Below are 16,587 nucleotides of genomic sequence, written 5' to 3' on the forward strand. Positions count from 1 at the left end.
TCTCGGGCATGATCTGTTGCTGGAAATAGAACACGTTCTATAAACTTCTTCATGTACTGGAGGAGGCAGCGTGCCGATCGCCACGACCGGGGAACAGCGAGCGTTGCGGGACAGCGTGGACGCGGCCAAGGGCGAGTGGGCGGATCTCGTCCGGGTCGGGTTCTTCGAGGTGACGCGGGAGGGCGGCACGGTCGCCGATCTCGCGGTGATGCTGGAGAGAGCGGCCGAGAACCTGGTGCCGGGACCGGTGCTGCCCACGGCGCTGGTGTCCGTGCTGGACCCCGGGTTCGAGGGCGTGGCGGGGTTCGGGTTCTCGTCGCGGCACGTGGTCGGCGCCGCCGAGGCCACGCACGTGCTGGTGAACGCGGACGGGTGGCGGCTCGCGCCGGTCGGTGAGGTGACCGAACTGGACTCCGTCGACCTGTCGCGGTCGCTGGGATCGGTGCAGGTCGGCGCGGGACGGGAGGTCGCCGATCCGACGGACCTCGCGGTCACGCTGATGGCCGCCGAGGCGAGCGGGGTGGCGACCTGGTGCCTGAACACCGCCGTGGAGTACGCGAGACAGCGCCGGCAGTTCGGGCGTGTCATCGGGTCGTTCCAGGCCGTGAAGCACCTGTGCGTGGAGATGCTGTGCCGGGCGGAGCTCGCCGGTTCGGTCGTGTGGGACGCGGCGCGATCGGTCGGCGAGGACGAACATCCGCTGGCCGCGGCGGTCGCGGCGGCGATCGGGTTCGACGCGGCCGTCCGCAACGCCAAGGACTGCATCCAGGTGCTCGGGGGCATCGGGTTCACCTGGGAGCACGACGCGCACCGCTACCTGCGGCGGGCGTTGGCGTTGCAGCAGCTCGCGGGTGGTGTCGCGCGGTGGCGCCGGCGGGTGGCGGAACTGGCGCTGGCCGGGGCGCGGCGGTCGCTGCACGTCCAGGTCGAGTCCGACGCCGAGGTGAGGGCGTTCGCGGAGGAGATCGCCGGGCTCGACCCAGTTGCCCAACGGGAACGCCTGGCGGACGCCGGTTTCCTCGTGCCGCACTGGCCGAAGCCGTACGGGCAGGACGCCGACGCCAAGCGGCAGATGGTGATCGACAGCGAGTTCGCGCGAGCCGGGGTGCGCAGGCCCGATCTGATCATCGGCGGCTGGGCGGGGCCGACGATCCTCCGGCACGGCACTGCCGAGCAACAGGAACGGTTCGTGCGCCCGACGCTCAGCGGTGAGCTGACCTGGTGCCAGCTCTTCAGCGAACCGGAGGCGGGCTCGGACCTGGCGTCGTTGCGCACCAAAGCCGTCCAGGTCGAGGGAGGCTGGCGGCTCACCGGCCAGAAGGTGTGGACGTCGCTCGCCCACCAGGCCGACTGGGCGATCTGCCTGGCCCGCACCGACACGACCGTCCCCAAGCACAAGGGCATCACGTACTTCCTGGTCGACATGCGGTCCCAGGGCGTCGACGTGCGGCCGTTGCGGGAGATCACCGGCGACGCGCGGTTCAACGAGGTCTTCCTCGACGACGTGTTCGTGCCCGACGAGTGCGTGGTCGGCGAGGTGAACGACGGCTGGCGGCTCGCGCGCACGACCCTGGCCAACGAGCGCGTCGCGATGGGGTCGTCGCTCGGCGAGGCCCTGGAACGGGTCCTGGACTCCCCGGCCGCCGCCGACCACGACGAACGGCTGGGCGCGCTGGTGGCCCAGGGGATCGCCGTGTCCCTGCTGGACCTGCGGGCCAACCTGCGGGTGCTGGACGGGCAGGAGCCGGGCGCGGAGTCGAGCGTGCGCAAGCTGGTCGGCGTGCGGCAACGGCAGGACGTCGCGGAGCTCGCCGTCGACCTGCTCGGCCCGGACGCGGCCGTGAGCAACGACCTGGTGCACGAGTTCCTGCTGACCCGGTGCCTGAGCATCGCGGGCGGTACGACCCAGGTGCTGATGAACCTCGCCGGCGAACGGATTCTCGGTCTACCGAGGGAGCCCTGATGGATTTCGAGCTCGACGAGACCCAGCGGGAGATCGCCGCGCTGGCGGCGGACGTGCTGGGCAGGGAGGGCGACGCGCCCTGGAAGGCACTGGGGGAGGCGGGGTTGCTGGCCCTGGCCGTTCCGGAACGGCTCGGGGGCGACGGGCTCGGCGTGCTGGAGACGGCCGTGCTGCTCACCGAGGTCGGGCGGCGCGCGGCGGACGTGCCGGCGCTCGCGACTCTCGCGCTGGGAGTGCTGCCGGTCGTGCGGCACGGGACACCGGAGCAGCAGGACGCGGTGCTGCCGCTGGTGACCGAGCAGCACGGCGTGCTGACCGCCGCGTTGAGCGAACCGTCGCGGCCGCTGCCCGCGGAGCCGCAGACCACGGCGGGGCCGGACGGCGTCGTCGGCGTGAAGATCAACGTGCCGTACGCCGCGGAGGCGCTGCGGATGCTCGTGAGCACCGACAGCGGTGTCTTCCTCGTCGACCCGGCGCAACCCGGTGTGTCCATTGCGGACGGAACCGTCCGGTTCGAGGGCGCCCGCGGTGAACTGCTGGCAGGGGCTGACGAGGACATCCGCCGGCTGGCCCTCGCCGGGGCCTGCGCGGTCGCGGACGGCGTGCTGGCCGGCGCTCTCGACCTGACCGTGAAGCACGTCGGCACCCGGCACCAGTTCGGCAAACCGCTGGCGACCTTCCAGACGGCGGCGGCGCTGGTCGCGGACGTCTACATCGCCTCCCGCACGCTGCACCTGGCCGCGTTGACGGCCTGCTGGAGCCTGCAGGACGACGACCTCGACACGGCCGCGTACTGGCTCGCCGCAGAAGCCCTCCCGGCCGTCCACACGTGCCACCACCTGCACGGCGGCCTCGGTCTCGACATCACCTACCCGATGCACCGGTACTACGGCACGGCCAAGGAGCTGACGCGGTTCGTCGGCGGAGTGGAGCACCGCTTGGGGGCCATCGATGTTCATTGACCTGACGGCAGAACAGCGCGAGCTGCGGGACGAGCTGCGCGAGTACTTCGCCGGCGTCATGACCGACGACGAACGCGAGGCCATGCTCACCGAACGCCACGGCGAGACCTACCGCGCGCTGGTCCGCAGGCTCGGCCGCGACGGACGGCTCGGCGTCGGCTGGCCGAAGGAGTACGGCGGGCACGGGTTCGGGCAGGTCGAGCAGCAGATCTTCGTCAACGAGGCCGCACGGGCGGACGTGCCGCTGCCGTACGTGACGCTGCAGACCGTCGGGCCGACGTTGCAGACGTACGGAACCCAGGAGCAGAAGGACTTCTTCCTGCCGAAGATCCTCAGCGGCGACCTCCACTTCGCCATCGGCTACACCGAGCCGGAGGCGGGCACCGACCTGGCTGCATTGCGCACCAAGGCGGTGCTCGACGGCGACCACTACGTCGTCAACGGCCAGAAGATCTTCACCACCGGCGGGCACGACGCGGACTACGTCTGGCTGGCCTGCCGCACGGGCGCGCCGGACTCGCGGCACAAGGGCATCACGATCCTGATCGTCGACACGACCGACCCCGGCTACTCGTGGACGCCGATCATCACGTGCGACGGCGCGCACCACGTGAACGCCACCTACTACAACGACGTGCGGGTGCCCACGTCCCGCCTCGTCGGCGAGGAGAACAGGGGCTGGCGCCTGATCACCACCCAGCTCAACCACGAACGCGTGATGCTCGGCCCGTCCGGACGCATCGGCGCACTGGTGGAACGCGTGCACAGCTGGGCCGCCGAGCGGAAGCTGCTCGACGAACCGGACGTGCGTCGCGCGCTGGCGGAGGCACGGGCCGTGGTGCGGGTGAACGAGCTGCTCAACTGGCAGGTCTCGAGCGGGGAGCTGGAGGTCGCGGACGCCAGTGCCACCAAGGTGTTCGCCGCCGACCGCACCCAGCGCGTCGGCAGGCTGCTGGAGGAGCTGGTCGGCCGGCACGGCGCGCCGGAGGAGCTCGTGCACTGGCTCGACGTGCAGGCACGGCGCAACCTCGTGCTGACGTTCGGCGGTGGCGTGCAGGAGATCCAGCGCGAGCTGATCGCGAACATCGGCCTCGGTCTGCCCAGGGTGGTGCGATGACCGACATCGAGAAGGAGGCCGCGCGCGTCGCCGAACAGGGCGAGTCGGCACCGCGGCTGGCCAGGGACCCGGTCAACCAGCCGATGATCAACAACTGGCTGGAGGCGATCGGCGACGAGCACCCCGGCTACGACGGGGTCGCGCCACCGGCGATGGTGCAGGTGTGGACGATGGCCGGCCTGCACGGCCAGCGCACGCTCGACGACCCGCTCGGGCAGATGATGAAGATCCTCGACGAGGCCGGGTACACCTCCGTCGTCGCGACCAACAGCGACCAGACCTACCACCGGTACCTCAAGGTGGGCGAGCAGCTGTCGGTGACGACGAGCCTGGAGGACGTGACCGGGCCGAAGAGGACGGGACTGGGCGAGGGCTGGTTCGTCACGACCAGGAGCACCTGGTACGTCGGCGACGAGCCGGTGGCGGAGATGCGGTTCCGGGTGCTGAAGTTCCGCCCGGCGCAGCAGAAGGCCGAACCGGAGCCCGAAGCGCCGAAGGCGCAGGCCATCCGCCCGTCGGTCAACCGCGACACCGAGTACTTCTGGGAAGGCACCCGGCAGGGCGAGCTGCGCATCCAGCGCTGCGGCGGCTGCGGCCTGCTGCGCCACCCGCCAGGCCCGATGTGCCCGGAATGCGGTGCCACCAAGCCGAAGTACCTCGTCTCGGACGGCAACGGCGTGGTCTACAGCTACGTCGTGCACCACCACCCGCAGGTGCCGGGCAGGCAGACGCCGTTCGTCATCGCCCTGGTCGAGCTGGACGAGGGCGTGCGGATGCTCGGCGAACTGGACGGGGAGCCCGCCGTCGGGCAACGGGTCGAGGTCGTGTTCACGAAGGTCGACGAGGAGTTGACGATGTTCAGCTGGAGGCCCCGTGCGGATCGGTGACTCCCTGCCCGAGTGGCACGTCGAGGCGACGCCCACGTTCGTGATCAGCACCGCGCTGGCCACGCGCGACTTCCAGGACGTCCACCACGACCGCGATCTCGCGGTCCAGCGCGGGTCCAAGGACATCTTCATCAACATCCTCACCACGACCGGGCTCGTGCAGCGGTACGTGACGGACTGGGCGGGACCGGAGGCGTTGGTGCGGCAGATCAACGTCCGGCTCGGCGCGCCCTGCTTCGCCTACGACACGCTGAAGTTCTTCGGCCAGGTCGTCGAACGCGAGGAGCAGGACCTGACCATCGAGGTCGTCGGCAGGACCGACCACGGCGACCACGTCACCGGAACCGTGAAGATCGAGGTGCCCGCGTGAACGCCGCCATCGTCGGGATCGGCGCCACCGACTTCTCCAAGGACTCCGGGCGCAGCGAGCTGCAGCTGGCCGCCGAGGCCGTGCGGGCGGCACTGGACGATGCCGGGCTCGCACCGTCCGACGTGGACGGACTGGTCAGCTTCACGATGGACACCAACGCCGAGATCGCGGTCGCACGCGAGCTGGGCATCCCGGAGCTGACGTTCTTCAGCCGCGTCCACTACGGCGGCGGCGCGGCGTGCGCGACCGTGCAGCAGGCGGCGATGGCCGTCGAGACCGGCGCGGCGAAGGTGGTGGTCTGCTACCGGGCGTTCAACGAACGGTCCGGGCACCGGTTCGGCCAGGTGCAGACGGCGGCCGCCGCGAACATCGACAACAGCTGGTCCTATCCGATGGGGCTGGGCACGCCGGCGGCGATGGTCGCGATGTTCGCCCGCCGGTACATGCACGAGTACGGCGCGACGTCCGAGGACTTCGGCCGGATCGCCGTGATCGACCGCAAGCACGCGGCGACGAACCCGCACGCGTGGTTCCACGACCGGCCGATCACCCTCGACGACCACCAGGCGTCGCGGTGGATCGCCGAGCCGCTGCGACTCCTCGACTGCTGCCAGGAGAGCGACGGGGGAGTGGCGCTGGTCGTCACCTCGGCCGAACGCGCCCGCGACCTGCCCCGCAAGCCCGCGCACGTCAAGGCGGCGACGCAGGGCAGCAGCGTCGACCAGTTCACGATGACCAGCTACTACCGCGACGACCTCACCGGCCTGCCCGAGATGGGCGTGGTGGCACGGGGACTGTGGGGGAGGTCAGGCATCGGACCGTCCGATGTGGACGTGGCCGTGCTCTACGACCACTTCACGCCGTTCGTGCTGGTCCAGCTGGAGGAGCTGGGGTTCTGCGGCAAGGGCGAGGCCAAGGACTTCGTCGCGTCCGGCGCGCTCGAACTGGGCGGGTCGCTGCCGCTCAACCCGCACGGCGGTCAGCTCGGCGAGGCCTACCTGCACGGCATGAACGGCATCGCCGAGGGCGTCCGGCAGATCCGCGGCACCGCGGTGAACCAGGTCGCGGACGTCGAGCACGTCCTGGTCACCGCCGGCACCGGTGTCCCGACCAGCGGACTAGTGCTCGGCCAGGGATAGCACCGCGTCCGCGAGAACGGGACGGTCCCCGGCGGAAGTCGTCACCAGCAGCCGGGAACCGTCCCGCCACACCCGTGAGGTCAGGGTCTCGCCGGGGAACACCACACCGGCGAACTTCGCCCCGAACGAGGCCACCTGCTCCGGCCCGTCCAGCACCGCGTCGATCACGGCCTTGCACACCACGCCGTACGTGCACAGCCCGTGCAGGATCGGGCGGTCGAACCCCGCGCGGAGAGCGAACTCCGGATCCGCGTGCAACGGGTTCCGGTCCCCGCACAACCGGTACAGGTAGGCCTGCTGCGGCAGGGTCGGCGTCTCGATCACGAAGTCCGGCTCGCGGTCCGGCACCTCGACCTTGCCCGACGGCCCGCGATCGCCGCCGAACCCGCCCTCACCGCGGGCGAAGATGCTGGACCGGGTCGCGAACAGCGCGGTCCCGTCCGGGGTCACGGCCGTCGCCTCCTGGACGATCACCGCCGCCTTCCCCTTGTCCCACACGTCCGAGATCCGCGTCCGCAGCACCGCCTCTCCCTCGGCGGGCAACGGCGCGTGCACGGTGATCTCCTGCGTTCCGTGGAGCACGCGAGCGAGGTCGATGTCGACGCCGGGGAACGACACGGCAGGCGGCGCGGTCTCGTGGAACCGCGGCGCGACGACACCGAACGTCGGCAGCACCCGCAGACCGTCCTCGTAGACGTACCGGAGCTCCGTGGCGCCCAACGCCAGGTGGTAGAGCAGCACGTCGGACTGCGACCAGGAGAACTTGACCTCGGGCAGCTCCGCCCCGATCGCGACGGACGGGTCGATCGGCATCCAGCACCCCTCACTCGTAAGTGATCTTCACCGTGTCGGTGACCGGGACCGACTGGCAGGCCAGCACGATGCCGTCGGCGATGTCCTCGGAGTCGAGCACGTCGTTGTTCAGCATCTTGACCTCGCCCTCGACCAGCCGGCACGCGCACGCGCTGCACGCGCCCTCCCGGCACGAGTACGGCGCGTCGAGCCCCTTGTCCAGCAACAGGTCGAGCAACTTGGTCCTGGCCGGCCACGGGAAGCGGTGCTCCTCCCCGTCCAGCGAGACCTCGACCACCGCGTCCGGCCGGTCGTCGACCGCCGGTTCGACTGCCGGTTCGACGGCGGCGAACGGATCGCTCGACAGCGACACGAACTTCTCGATGTGCACGACCGGAACATCGTGCAGCACCTTGCGCACGGCCTCCATGAACGGTGCCGGTCCGCACACGAAGGCCTCGTCGCAGGGGTGGACGAATGCCCGCAACCCGTGCGGCAACCCCTGCACCGACTCCAGCCAGTGCACGACCGTCAACCGGTCCGGGTACGAGCGTGCCAGGGAGTCCAGCTCGCGCGCGAAGATCACCGAAGCCTCGTCCCGGTTGGCGTAGAACAGGAACACCCGCCCGGAACCCTCGGCCAGCACCGTCCGGATGATCGACATGACCGGGGTGATGCCGCTGCCCGCGGCGAAGGCGAGCAGCGACCCGTCGAGTGACGACGGCGTGAACACCCCGGCCGGCGCCAGCACGTCGAGCTCCATGCCGGCCCGCACCTCGGAACACATCCACAGCGACCCGTACCCGTCCGGCGTGCGCTTGACGGTGATCTTCAACGGCTCGCCCGGCGCGCTGGACAGCGAGTAGCAGCGTGCCACCTCGCCAGCCCGCACGGTCAGGAACTGGCCTGGTCGCGGGGAGAAGTCCGCACCCGACAACACGAACGAGCGCGCGTCGGCGGTCTCCTCGATCACCTCGTCGACCCGCAGCCGGTGCACCTCAGCCATCGGCGACCTCCAGCGTCCCGTCGCGCACGGCCTTCTCGATGCTGTCGCGCAACCTCAGGCAGGTCCGCACGAGCGCCGCGCCGCGCCCGCACAGCTCGGGGCAGTCGCGGGTGTCGGAGAGCCACTGCACGCTCGTGTGCTGCGGGCTGTTCTTCTTGACCAGCACCCGGTTCCCGCAGTCGCACCCGACAGGCATCATCCCGCCGCTCAGGAACTCGTCGCGCTCGTTCACGGCAGAGCCGATTCCTGGGACTCCCGCCGGGCGAGATTCTCCGCGACCTCCTTCTCCCACACCTCGACCGCGCGGCTCGTGTCGACCTCGAACTCGAAGCGCCGCACCATGTCGTCGCTCACGTCCTCGACGTCCACGTAGAACTGCTCGTACCAGCGCCGCAGCTGGTAGACGGGCCCGTCCTCCTCGCACAGCAACGGGTTGTCGATGCGCGACTTGTTCTGCCAGATCTCCACGTCCTGCAGGAACCCGACGCCGATGCCGCGCGCGAACTTCGCCGCGATCTTGTCGGCGTGCACGTCGTCGACACCGGGCAGCTTCTTCACGATCGCGCCCCACTGCAGCCGGAACGAGTTCGGCGAGATCGGGTAGTGGCAGTTGATCAGGACGGTCTCGATCTCCAGGCCCTTGTAGTCGTTCCACAGGTAGTCGATCATGTACGACGGCCCGTGGTACGCGGCCTCCGACCGCACTTCGACGTCACCGGTGTAGTTCGAGCCCATCGCGACGTCCGGGCGTCCGCGCGTGGTGAGGAACTGCGACGCGACGTGACCTTCCATGACGTTCTTGAAGTACGTCGGGAAGGCGAAGTGGATGTAGAAGAAGTGGGCCATGTCGACGACGTTGTCGATGATCTCGCGGCAGTTCGCGCCGTCGATCACCACCGAGTCCCAGGTCCAGTTGCTCCACTCGGTGGAGAACGCCGCGTCGATGCGCGGGATCGTGACGTTCTCGGGTGGTGGGTTGCCTTGGGGGTCGTTCCACACGAAGAGCTGCTTGTTCTCTTCGAGGGTGACCCACGACCGAGTGCGCGCCCGCAGCGGAACCCGCTTGGCGTAGGGGATGTCGACGCACTTGCCGTTGCCCGACCAGCGCCAGTCGTGGAACGGGCAGGCGATGGTGTCGCCCTTGATCGTGCCCTGGGTGAGGTCGCCGCCCATGTGCCGGCAGTAGCCGTCGAGGACGTTGAGCTTGCCGTCCTCCGACGCGAACACCACGAGCTTGGTGCCGAACGCCTCGATGGCGTGCGGCTTGCCGTCGCGGAAGCTGGAGGCCAGACCGAGGCAGTGCCAGCCGCGCGCGAACCGCGCCGGGGGCGCGCCGGTGTCGATCGTGCGTACGGCGTCCTGCGTCATGACGTTCCTCCAGTGATGTCGAGTCCGGCGAGATATCCGAACGTCATCGCCGGTCCGAGGGTGGCGCCCGCGCCCGCGTAGGTGTGCCCCATGACGGACGCGCTGGTGTTGCCCGCGGCGTAGAGGCCTTCGATGACCGAGCCGTCCTCGCGCAGCACCCGCGCGCGGGCGTCGGTGCGCAGGCCGCCCTTGGTGCCGAGGTCGCCGGGCACGATCTTGACCGCGTAGAACGGCCCGGTGGTCAGCGGTGCGAGGTTGGGGTTCGGGTGGTTGCGCGGGTCGCCGTAGTAGCGGTCGTACGCGCTGTCGCCGCGGTGGAAGTCGACGTCCTTGCCGTCCACAGTCATGGTGTTGAAGTGCCGGACGGTCTCGATGAGCTCCGGCAGGTCGGCCTCCTGGGCGAGTTCCTCGAGGCTGGGGGCGGTGAGCACCGCGTCCTTCCAGCGGCGGGGGAGAGGGCGGCGGGGCGGGATGCCGCAGAACGGGTAGCGGCTGCGGTAGCCGTGGTCGAAGACCAGCCAGGTGTCGCCGGTCATCGCGTTGACCACGTCGATGTAGGGCGCGGCCTCGTTGACGAACCGGCGGCCGGTCTTGTCGACGAGCACGCAGCCGGGCAGCGACCGTTCCGCGAGCAGGAAGTACGGTCCGAGCGGCAGCGGCACGGACGGGCCCCACCAGGCCTCGTCCATCAACCCCACGGCCGCGCCCGCCTTGACACCGGCCTCGATGCCGTCACCGGTGTTGGCCTTCGCACCGACCGTCCACTCGGTACCGATGTCCTGGTGCTGTTTGCGCATCTGTTCGTTGTTCTCGAACCCGCCCGCGGCCAGGACCACGTGGTTCGCGGTGATCACCTCGCCGTCGACGAGCACTCCCGCGACCCGGCCGTTCTCGACGTGGAGATCGGTCATCGCGGTGTTGAGCCGGACCTCGACGTTCAGCGCTTTCAGCCCGGCCCGCATGCCCGCGACCAGGGCCTGGCCCATGGTCAGCCGCCGGCCCGGCAGGAACCGGCGGGCGAAGACCTTGGCGGCGGTGAACAGGCCGCGCGGGTGACGGCCGATCAGCGTCAGCCAGCGGTAGTCGGTCTGGGTGATCACGATGCCGGCCGGGGTGGGCACGTACGGCGGTTCGAGGTCCGCGATCTCCTCGCCGAGCAGCTTCGTGGTGAACGGCAGCGGTTCGACCGACCGGCCGCGCGGCTGCCCGCCCGGTGCCTCCGGGTAGTAGTCGGCGTAGTCGGTGACCCAGCGGAACCTCAGCGGCGTGTGCGCGACCACGAAGGCGAGCATCGCCGGTCCCGCGTCGAGGAACGCCTCCCGCAGCTCGGCCGGCACCTCGGGGGCGATGTGCGCCAGGTAGGTGCTCGCCCGCTCCGCCGAGTCGGGCACGCCGTTCGCCGCGACGACTGCGTTGTTCGGCACCCAGATGCCGCCGCCGGACCGCGCCGTCGACCCGCCGTAGTGCGCGGCCTTCTCGACGACCAGGGTCCGCAGGCCGTGCTGAGCGGTGCAGAGTGCGGCTGTCATGCCTGCCGCGCCACTGCCGACGACGATCACGTCGTACATCGCACCTCCCCGATGCTCGGACTAGAACAGGTTATAGTTTCGGGCGGGTTTGGCGCTATGGTGTAGGAGTTCCAGGCAAGTCGAACCGTCAATAACCTGTTCTGGCATAGAACCTGTTTCTGGCCATGACCGTGTTCCAGGAGGGGTGCGTGGAGGTCACCGCTGACGTGGTCGTCGTCGGCTTCGGCGCGGCCGGTGCGTGCGCCGCGGTCGAGGCCGCGGCGGCCGGTGCGTCCGTGGTCGTCCTGGACCGGTTCGCCGGTGGTGGCGCGACCGCGTTGTCCGGTGGCGTCGTCTACGCGGGCGGCGGGACGCGGCAGCAGGTCGAGGCCGGTGTCGCCGACTCGGTCGACGCGATGGAGGCCTACCTGCGCACGGAGGTGCGGGACGCGGTGTCGGCGGCGACGCTGCGCCGGTTCTGCGAGGACAGCGCGACGATGCTGGCCTGGCTGGAGGACCAGGGCGTGCCGTTCGACGCGCGCCTGGCGCCGTTCAAGACCTCGTACCCGACCGACGACTTCTACCTCTACCAGTCCGGCAGCGAGGACGCGTGGCCCGACCCGGCGCCGCGCGGGCACCGGACCAGGGCGAAGGGCACCTCGGGCAAGGTCTTCTTCGCCCGGCTCGCGGACGCCACCCGGCGTGCCGGCGTGCGGGTCCTGACGCAGACGCGCGCCGACCGGCTGCTCACGACGGACGGCCGGGTCACCGGCGTCCGGTGCCGCACGCTGACCGGGCTGCCCAAGACGCTGCACGGACTGCTGTCCAGGGCCGGCGCGAAGCCGTGGCTCTACTACCCGCCGCTCGGCAGGAGGCTGTTCGGGCTGGCGGCGTGGTTGGAGCGGTTCAGCCGCCCGCTCACGGTGACCGCGCGGAAGGGTGTGGTCATCGCCGCCGGCGGGTTCATCGCGAACCGGCCGCTGGTGCACGAGAACGCCCCGCTGCACCGCGGCGGCCTCGCCCTGGGCACGCCCGGTGACGACGGAGGCGGGATCCAGCTCGGCGTTGCCGCAGGTGGTCAGGCCGCCCGGATGGACAAGATCTCGGTGTGGCGGTTCGTGACGCCGCCCAGCGCGTTGCAACGCGGCGTCCTGGTCGACGCCGACGGGCAGCGGTTCGGTGACGCCACCCGGTACGGCGCGGCCATCGGCGACGAGATCGTCCGGCACGGCGGCAAGGCATGGCTGCTCATTGACGACGACGTCCTGCGGGTCGCCCGCGCGCAGGTGAAGACGCAGACGGCGCCGTTCCAGCGCTGGCAGGTCCGCTACCTGCTGGACCGCGGTCTGGTCACCGCGCCGACCGTCGAGGAGGTCGCGGCGAAGGCAGGAATCGGCGTGCCGGAACCCGTGGGCGTGCCGCCCTATTCGCTGATCGACGTGTCGGTGCGCGCCGGGTTCGGTTATCCCTGCCCGATGCTGACGCTCGGCGGGCTCGTCGTCGACGAGGACACCGGTCAGGTGCGCGGGGTCGAGGGCCTCTACGCCGCCGGCCGGTCGGCGGTCGGGGTGTGCTCCGAGTCCTACGTCAGCGGTCTGGCGCTCGCCGACTGCGTGTTCTCCGGCCGCCGGGCAGGACAGCACGTCGCTCAACCGACAAGCACAGGGGAGGCCAGGTGCTGACCACGCAGAACCGGGAAGTGGCCGCCGAGCTGCTGAGGACTGCGGAACGCGACCGCGTGCCGATCAAGCCGCTCGTCGAGCTCTACCCGGAGATCGACGTCGTGGACGCCTACGAGATCCAGCTGCTCAACGTCCGCCACCGCAACCGCGACGTGATCGGCCACAAGGTCGGCCTGTCGTCGTTGGCGATGCAGAAGATGATGGGCGTCGACGAACCCGACTACGGCCACCTCCTCGACGACATGCAGCTGCACGGCACCGCGGACGCGTCGGCGTACCTGTACCCGCGGGTCGAGGTGGAGATCGCGTTCCTGCTGGCCCGCGACCTGCCGGGGGAGGGCTGCACGGTCGAGGACGTGCTGGCCGCCACCGAGTTCGTCGCGCCGGCCATCGAGCTGATCGACAGCCGGATCGAGAACTGGCGGATCGGGCTGCAGGACACCATCGCGGACAACGCGTCGTCGGCCGGGTTCGTGCTGGGTCACGAGCGCGTCCGTCCGTCCGAACTGGACATCGGCGCGGTGGCGGCCACGTTGCGCCGCAACGGCGAGGTGGTCGCCGAGGGACGTGGCGACGCGGTGCTGGGCGACCCGGCGGTCGCGGTGGCCTGGCTCGCGGAGAAGGTCGCGGGCTTCGGCGTCCGGCTGCTCGCCGGCGACATCGTGCTGCCGGGGTCGTGCACGCGCGCCATCGACGCCAGACCTGGCGACGAGTTCCACGCCGAGTTCGCCGGACTCGGTGTCGTCGACCTGAAGTTCGAATAGGGGTGACTGCGTGAAGGCGGCCATCGTCGGCTCCGGCAACATCGGCACCGACCTGCTCCACAAGCTCCTGCGCTCGTCCGTGCTGGAACCGCGCTGGATGGTGGGCATCGACCCGGCCAGCGAGGGGCTGAAGCGGGCGGCGTCACTGGGCTTGGAGGTCTCGGTCGAGGGCGCGGAGTGGTTGCTGCGCCAGGACGAGCTGCCGGACGTTGTGTTCGAGGCGACGTCCGCGGCGGTGCACCGGGCCAACGCCCCGCGCTACGCGGAGGCGGGCATCCGGGCGATCGACCTGACCCCGGCGGCGGTCGGGCCGTACGTCGTCCCGCCGGTGAACCTCGGCGAGCACGCGGACGCGCCCAACATCAACCTGATCACGTGCGGCGGCCAGGCCACGATCCCGATGGTGCACGCCGTGTCGCGGGTCGTTCCCGTGTCGTACGCGGAGATCGTCGCGAGCGTCGCGTCGGTGTCGGCGGGACCGGGCACCCGAGCCAACATCGACGAGTTCACCCGCACCACGAGCCACGGCATCGAGGCGATCGGCGGAGCGGGACGCGGCAAGGCGATCATCGTGCTCAACCCGGCCGACCCGCCGATGATCATGCGCGACACGATCTTCTGCGCGATCCCCGAGGACATCGACCCGGACCCGGTCACCGACTCGATCGCCCGGATGGAGACCGAGATCCAGACCTACGTGCCGGGGTTCCGGCTGTTGCGGGAACCGCAGTTCGACCCGGGCCGGGTGGCGATCTTCGTCGAGGTCGCGGGAGCGGGTGACTTCCTGCCGGAGTACGCGGGGAACCTCGACATCATGACGGCCGCCGCGACCAAGGTGGGGGAGGAGATCGCCCGTGCAGCTCAGGTTGACCGACACGTCACTGCGTGACGGCTCGCACCACAAGCGGCACCAGTTCACGTCCGACGACGTGCGCTCGATCGTCGCCGCACTCGACGGCGCCGGCGTGCCGGTGATCGAGGTGACGCACGGCGACGGGCTCGGCGGGTCGTCGTTCAACTACGGCTTCAGCCACACGCCCGAGCAGGAACTGATCAAGGTCGCGGTGGAGACGGCCTCGCAGGCCAAGATCGCCGTGCTCATGCTGCCGGGCGTCGGGGTGAAGGACGACATCCTGGTATCGCAGGACAACGGCGCCTCGATCGTCCGGATCGCCACGCACTGCACCGAGGCTGACGTGTCGGTGCAGCACTTCCAGCTGGCGCGCGAACGCGGGCTGGAGACCGTCGGGTTCCTGATGATGGCGCACTCGCAGCCACCGGAGGTGCTGGCGAAGCAGGCGCGGATCATGGCCGACGCCGGGTGCCAGTGCGTCTACGTCGTCGATTCGGCGGGAGCCCTGGTGCTGGAACAGGTGTCCGAGCGGGTCGAAGCGCTGGTGGCGGAGCTCGGTGACGACGCCCAGGTCGGGTTCCACGGGCACGAGAACCTCGGGCTGAGCGTCGCGAACTCCGTGGCCGCGGCGCGTGCCGGTGCGAAGCAGATCGACGGCAGCGTGCGCGGGTTCGGCGCGGGCGCCGGGAACACGCCCCTCGAAGCGTTCGTCGGTGTCTGCGACAAGCTCGGTTTCGAGACCGGCGTCGACTTCTTCAAGATCGTGGACGCGGCCGAGGACGTCGTCCGGCCCGTGATGCCCGACGAGTGCCTGCTCGACCGGATGGCGCTGATGATGGGCTACGCGGGCGTCTACTCCAGCTTCCTCAAACACGCGTACACGCAGGCGAAGCGCTACGGCGTGTCCGGCGCCGAGATCCTCGTCCGCGCGGGCGAGCGCAAGCTCGTCGGCGGCCAGGAGGACCAGCTGATCGACATCGCACTGGAGCTGAGCAGGGAGGAAGTCCGATGAGCGAGGAGATCCTCGGCAAGGTGCGGGAACTGCTGCCTGCTCTGGCCGACCGCGCGGCCGAGGCGGAGGAGCAGCGCAAGGTGCCGCCGGAGTCGGTGAAGGCGTTGCAGGAGACCGGCTTCTTCCGCATGCTCCAGCCGGAGCGGTACGGCGGCTTCGAGTCGCACCCGCTCGACTTCTACACCGCGGTCAGGATGATCGCGAGCGCGTGCGGCTCGACGGGCTGGGCCGCGTCCGTGCTGGGCGTGCACCCGTGGCACGTCGGGCTGTTCGACGTGAAGGCGCAGGACGAGGTGTTCGGCGAGGACCAGGACACCCGGATCTCGTCCTCCTACGCGCCGACCGGCCGCGCGACCCCGGTCGAGGGCGGGTTCCGGTTCACCGGCAAGTGGAGCTTCTCGTCCGGCTGCGACCATGCCACGTGGGTGCTGCTCGGCGGCCTGGTGATGAACGACGAGGGCAAGCCCATCGACTTCCGCACGTTCCTGCTGCCGATCGCCGACTACACGATCGACGACGTGTGGGACACGGTCGGCCTGCGCGGCACGGGCAGCAACGACATCGTGGTGCAGGACGTGTTCGTGCCGGAGCACCGGACGTTGAGCATGGCGCACACCGCGCGGTGCAGGTGCCCCGGCCAGGAGGTCAACCCCGGCCCGTTGTTCCGCATGCCGTACGGCACGGTCCACCCGTACGCCGTCACCGCGCCGATCATCGGCATGGCGACCGGCGCGTACGACCTGCACGTCGGCGCCACCCGCGAGCGCGTGCGGGCCGCGTACCTGGGCGAGAAGTCGGTCGAGGACCCGTTCGCCCAGGTCAGGATCGCGACGGCGGCCGCCGACGTCGACGTCGCGTGGTGGATGCTGGAGAAGGACATCACCGAGGAGTGGGCGCACGCCGTGGCCGGGACGAAGATCCCGATCGACCTGCGTCTGCGGGCCCGGCGCAACCAGGTCCTCGGCAGCGGGCGGGCGCTCGGGGCGATCGACCGGCTCTTCGAGAGCGCCGGTGGCAAGGCCATCAACCAGGGCCTGCCGCTGCCCCGGTTCTGGCGCGACGCGCACGCCGCACGGGTGCACGCGGCCAACGACCCGGAGCGAGTGCTCGTGCTGTACGGCAAGAACGAGCTCGGCATCCAGGTCCGCGACGGGCTGTTCTGAG

The 16,587-nt window shown here is 70.4% G+C and carries 16 protein-coding genes; 11 read left to right on the forward strand and 5 right to left on the reverse strand.

Annotated elements, in window-relative coordinates:
* Nucleotides 1-70: 70 nt before the first annotated feature.
* The 6 genes from ACFWV3_RS01030 to ACFWV3_RS01055 are packed head-to-tail and all read left to right on the forward strand — an operon-like array spanning nucleotide 71 to nucleotide 6,438.
* Complete coding sequence (locus ACFWV3_RS01030) at nucleotides 71-1,963, forward strand: acyl-CoA dehydrogenase family protein (protein ID WP_382406804.1); 1,893 nt, start codon at nucleotides 71-73, stop codon at nucleotides 1,961-1,963.
* Nucleotides 1,963-2,925, forward strand: a complete 963-nt coding sequence (locus ACFWV3_RS01035; protein ID WP_382406806.1) for an acyl-CoA dehydrogenase family protein — start codon at nucleotides 1,963-1,965, stop codon at nucleotides 2,923-2,925. The genes ACFWV3_RS01030 and ACFWV3_RS01035 overlap by 1 nt, the downstream gene beginning before the upstream one ends.
* Nucleotides 2,915-4,042 carry an acyl-CoA dehydrogenase family protein gene (locus ACFWV3_RS01040; protein WP_382406808.1) on the forward strand — a complete coding sequence of 376 codons (1,128 nt, stop codon included), beginning with the start codon at nucleotides 2,915-2,917 and terminating at the stop codon, nucleotides 4,040-4,042. Before ACFWV3_RS01035 ends, ACFWV3_RS01040 begins: the two co-directional genes overlap by 11 nt.
* Entirely contained in the window at nucleotides 4,039-4,929 is an 891-nt protein-coding gene (locus ACFWV3_RS01045; RefSeq protein WP_382406810.1) for a bifunctional MaoC family dehydratase N-terminal/OB-fold nucleic acid binding domain-containing protein, read from the forward strand. The genes ACFWV3_RS01040 and ACFWV3_RS01045 overlap by 4 nt, the downstream gene beginning before the upstream one ends.
* The gene (locus ACFWV3_RS01050) at nucleotides 4,916-5,299 is read left to right on the forward strand and encodes a MaoC family dehydratase (protein ID WP_382406812.1); all 384 of its coding nucleotides are present in this window, start codon (nucleotides 4,916-4,918) and stop codon (nucleotides 5,297-5,299) included. The genes ACFWV3_RS01045 and ACFWV3_RS01050 overlap by 14 nt, the downstream gene beginning before the upstream one ends.
* Nucleotides 5,296-6,438 carry a lipid-transfer protein gene (locus ACFWV3_RS01055; RefSeq protein WP_382406814.1) on the forward strand — a complete coding sequence of 381 codons (1,143 nt, stop codon included), beginning with the start codon at nucleotides 5,296-5,298 and terminating at the stop codon, nucleotides 6,436-6,438. Before ACFWV3_RS01050 ends, ACFWV3_RS01055 begins: the two co-directional genes overlap by 4 nt.
* Here ACFWV3_RS01055 and ACFWV3_RS01060 read toward each other — a convergent pair.
* From ACFWV3_RS01060 to ACFWV3_RS01080, 5 genes are read right to left on the reverse strand one after another with little or no spacing between them, the layout of a single operon-like run.
* A complete protein-coding gene (locus ACFWV3_RS01060; protein ID WP_382406816.1) occupies nucleotides 6,418-7,251 on the reverse strand; it encodes a MaoC/PaaZ C-terminal domain-containing protein in 834 nt (277 codons plus the stop codon). The two genes, ACFWV3_RS01055 and ACFWV3_RS01060, sit on opposite strands and share 21 nt — an antisense overlap.
* A 10-nt stretch (nucleotides 7,252-7,261) precedes the next feature.
* Nucleotides 7,262-8,236, reverse strand: coding sequence for a 2Fe-2S iron-sulfur cluster-binding protein (locus tag ACFWV3_RS01065; protein ID WP_382406818.1), 975 nt, complete (start codon nucleotides 8,234-8,236; stop codon nucleotides 7,262-7,264).
* Nucleotides 8,229-8,435 carry a hypothetical protein gene (locus ACFWV3_RS01070; RefSeq protein WP_382408120.1) on the reverse strand — a complete coding sequence of 69 codons (207 nt, stop codon included), beginning with the start codon at nucleotides 8,433-8,435 and terminating at the stop codon, nucleotides 8,229-8,231. The genes ACFWV3_RS01065 and ACFWV3_RS01070 overlap by 8 nt, the downstream gene beginning before the upstream one ends.
* A 29-nt stretch (nucleotides 8,436-8,464) precedes the next feature.
* Nucleotides 8,465-9,604: a Rieske 2Fe-2S domain-containing protein gene (locus ACFWV3_RS01075; protein WP_382406820.1), complete on the reverse strand. Its 1,140-nt coding sequence runs from the start codon at nucleotides 9,602-9,604 to the stop codon at nucleotides 8,465-8,467.
* Nucleotides 9,601-11,172, reverse strand: coding sequence for an FAD-dependent oxidoreductase (locus ACFWV3_RS01080; RefSeq protein WP_382406822.1), 1,572 nt, complete (start codon nucleotides 11,170-11,172; stop codon nucleotides 9,601-9,603). The genes ACFWV3_RS01075 and ACFWV3_RS01080 overlap by 4 nt, the downstream gene beginning before the upstream one ends.
* Before the next feature lie 125 nt (nucleotides 11,173-11,297).
* Between ACFWV3_RS01080 and ACFWV3_RS01085 the strand changes: the two genes are divergently transcribed.
* Genes ACFWV3_RS01085 through hsaA form a run of 5 tightly spaced genes read left to right on the forward strand, consistent with a single transcriptional unit; the run spans nucleotide 11,298 to nucleotide 16,586 of the window.
* The gene (locus ACFWV3_RS01085) at nucleotides 11,298-12,794 is read left to right on the forward strand and encodes an FAD-binding protein (RefSeq protein ID WP_382406824.1); all 1,497 of its coding nucleotides are present in this window, start codon (nucleotides 11,298-11,300) and stop codon (nucleotides 12,792-12,794) included.
* Nucleotides 12,788-13,558: a 2-keto-4-pentenoate hydratase gene (locus tag ACFWV3_RS01090; RefSeq protein WP_382406826.1), complete on the forward strand. Its 771-nt coding sequence runs from the start codon at nucleotides 12,788-12,790 to the stop codon at nucleotides 13,556-13,558. The genes ACFWV3_RS01085 and ACFWV3_RS01090 overlap by 7 nt, the downstream gene beginning before the upstream one ends.
* Before the next feature lie 10 nt (nucleotides 13,559-13,568).
* Nucleotides 13,569-14,447 (forward strand): acetaldehyde dehydrogenase (acetylating), encoded by an 879-nt coding sequence (locus ACFWV3_RS01095; RefSeq protein ID WP_382406828.1) that lies wholly within the window; start codon nucleotides 13,569-13,571, stop codon nucleotides 14,445-14,447.
* The gene (dmpG, locus tag ACFWV3_RS01100; RefSeq protein ID WP_382406830.1) at nucleotides 14,413-15,423 is read left to right on the forward strand and encodes a 4-hydroxy-2-oxovalerate aldolase; all 1,011 of its coding nucleotides are present in this window, start codon (nucleotides 14,413-14,415) and stop codon (nucleotides 15,421-15,423) included. The genes ACFWV3_RS01095 and dmpG overlap by 35 nt, the downstream gene beginning before the upstream one ends.
* Entirely contained in the window at nucleotides 15,420-16,586 is a 1,167-nt protein-coding gene (hsaA, locus tag ACFWV3_RS01105; RefSeq protein ID WP_382406832.1) for a 3-hydroxy-9,10-secoandrosta-1,3,5(10)-triene-9,17-dione monooxygenase oxygenase subunit, read from the forward strand. The genes dmpG and hsaA overlap by 4 nt, the downstream gene beginning before the upstream one ends.
* The last annotated feature ends 1 nt before the right edge of the window (nucleotide 16,587 follow it).

It is taken from the genome of Lentzea sp. NPDC059081, assembly GCF_042738015.1.
Taxonomy (GTDB): domain Bacteria; phylum Actinomycetota; class Actinomycetes; order Mycobacteriales; family Pseudonocardiaceae; genus Lentzea.

Bases quoted from the DNA above. Each gene is read 5' to 3' on its own strand.
- ACFWV3_RS01035 (WP_382406806.1), top strand. From the start codon at position 1,963: ATGGATTTCGAGCTCGACGAGACCCAGCGGGAGATCGCCGCGCTGGCG.
- ACFWV3_RS01040 (WP_382406808.1), top strand. From the start codon at position 2,915: ATGTTCATTGACCTGACGGCAGAACAGCGCGAGCTGCGGGACGAGCTG.
- ACFWV3_RS01045 (WP_382406810.1), top strand. From the start codon at position 4,039: ATGACCGACATCGAGAAGGAGGCCGCGCGCGTCGCCGAACAGGGCGAG.
- ACFWV3_RS01060 (WP_382406816.1), bottom strand. From the start codon at position 7,251: ATGCCGATCGACCCGTCCGTCGCGATCGGGGCGGAGCTGCCCGAGGTC.
- ACFWV3_RS01065 (WP_382406818.1), bottom strand. From the start codon at position 8,236: ATGGCTGAGGTGCACCGGCTGCGGGTCGACGAGGTGATCGAGGAGACC.
- ACFWV3_RS01070 (WP_382408120.1), bottom strand. From the start codon at position 8,435: ATGATGCCTGTCGGGTGCGACTGCGGGAACCGGGTGCTGGTCAAGAAG.
- ACFWV3_RS01075 (WP_382406820.1), bottom strand. From the start codon at position 9,604: ATGACGCAGGACGCCGTACGCACGATCGACACCGGCGCGCCCCCGGCG.
- ACFWV3_RS01080 (WP_382406822.1), bottom strand. From the start codon at position 11,172: ATGTACGACGTGATCGTCGTCGGCAGTGGCGCGGCAGGCATGACAGCC.
- ACFWV3_RS01085 (WP_382406824.1), top strand. From the start codon at position 11,298: ATGACCGTGTTCCAGGAGGGGTGCGTGGAGGTCACCGCTGACGTGGTC.
- hsaA (WP_382406832.1), top strand. From the start codon at position 15,420: ATGAGCGAGGAGATCCTCGGCAAGGTGCGGGAACTGCTGCCTGCTCTG.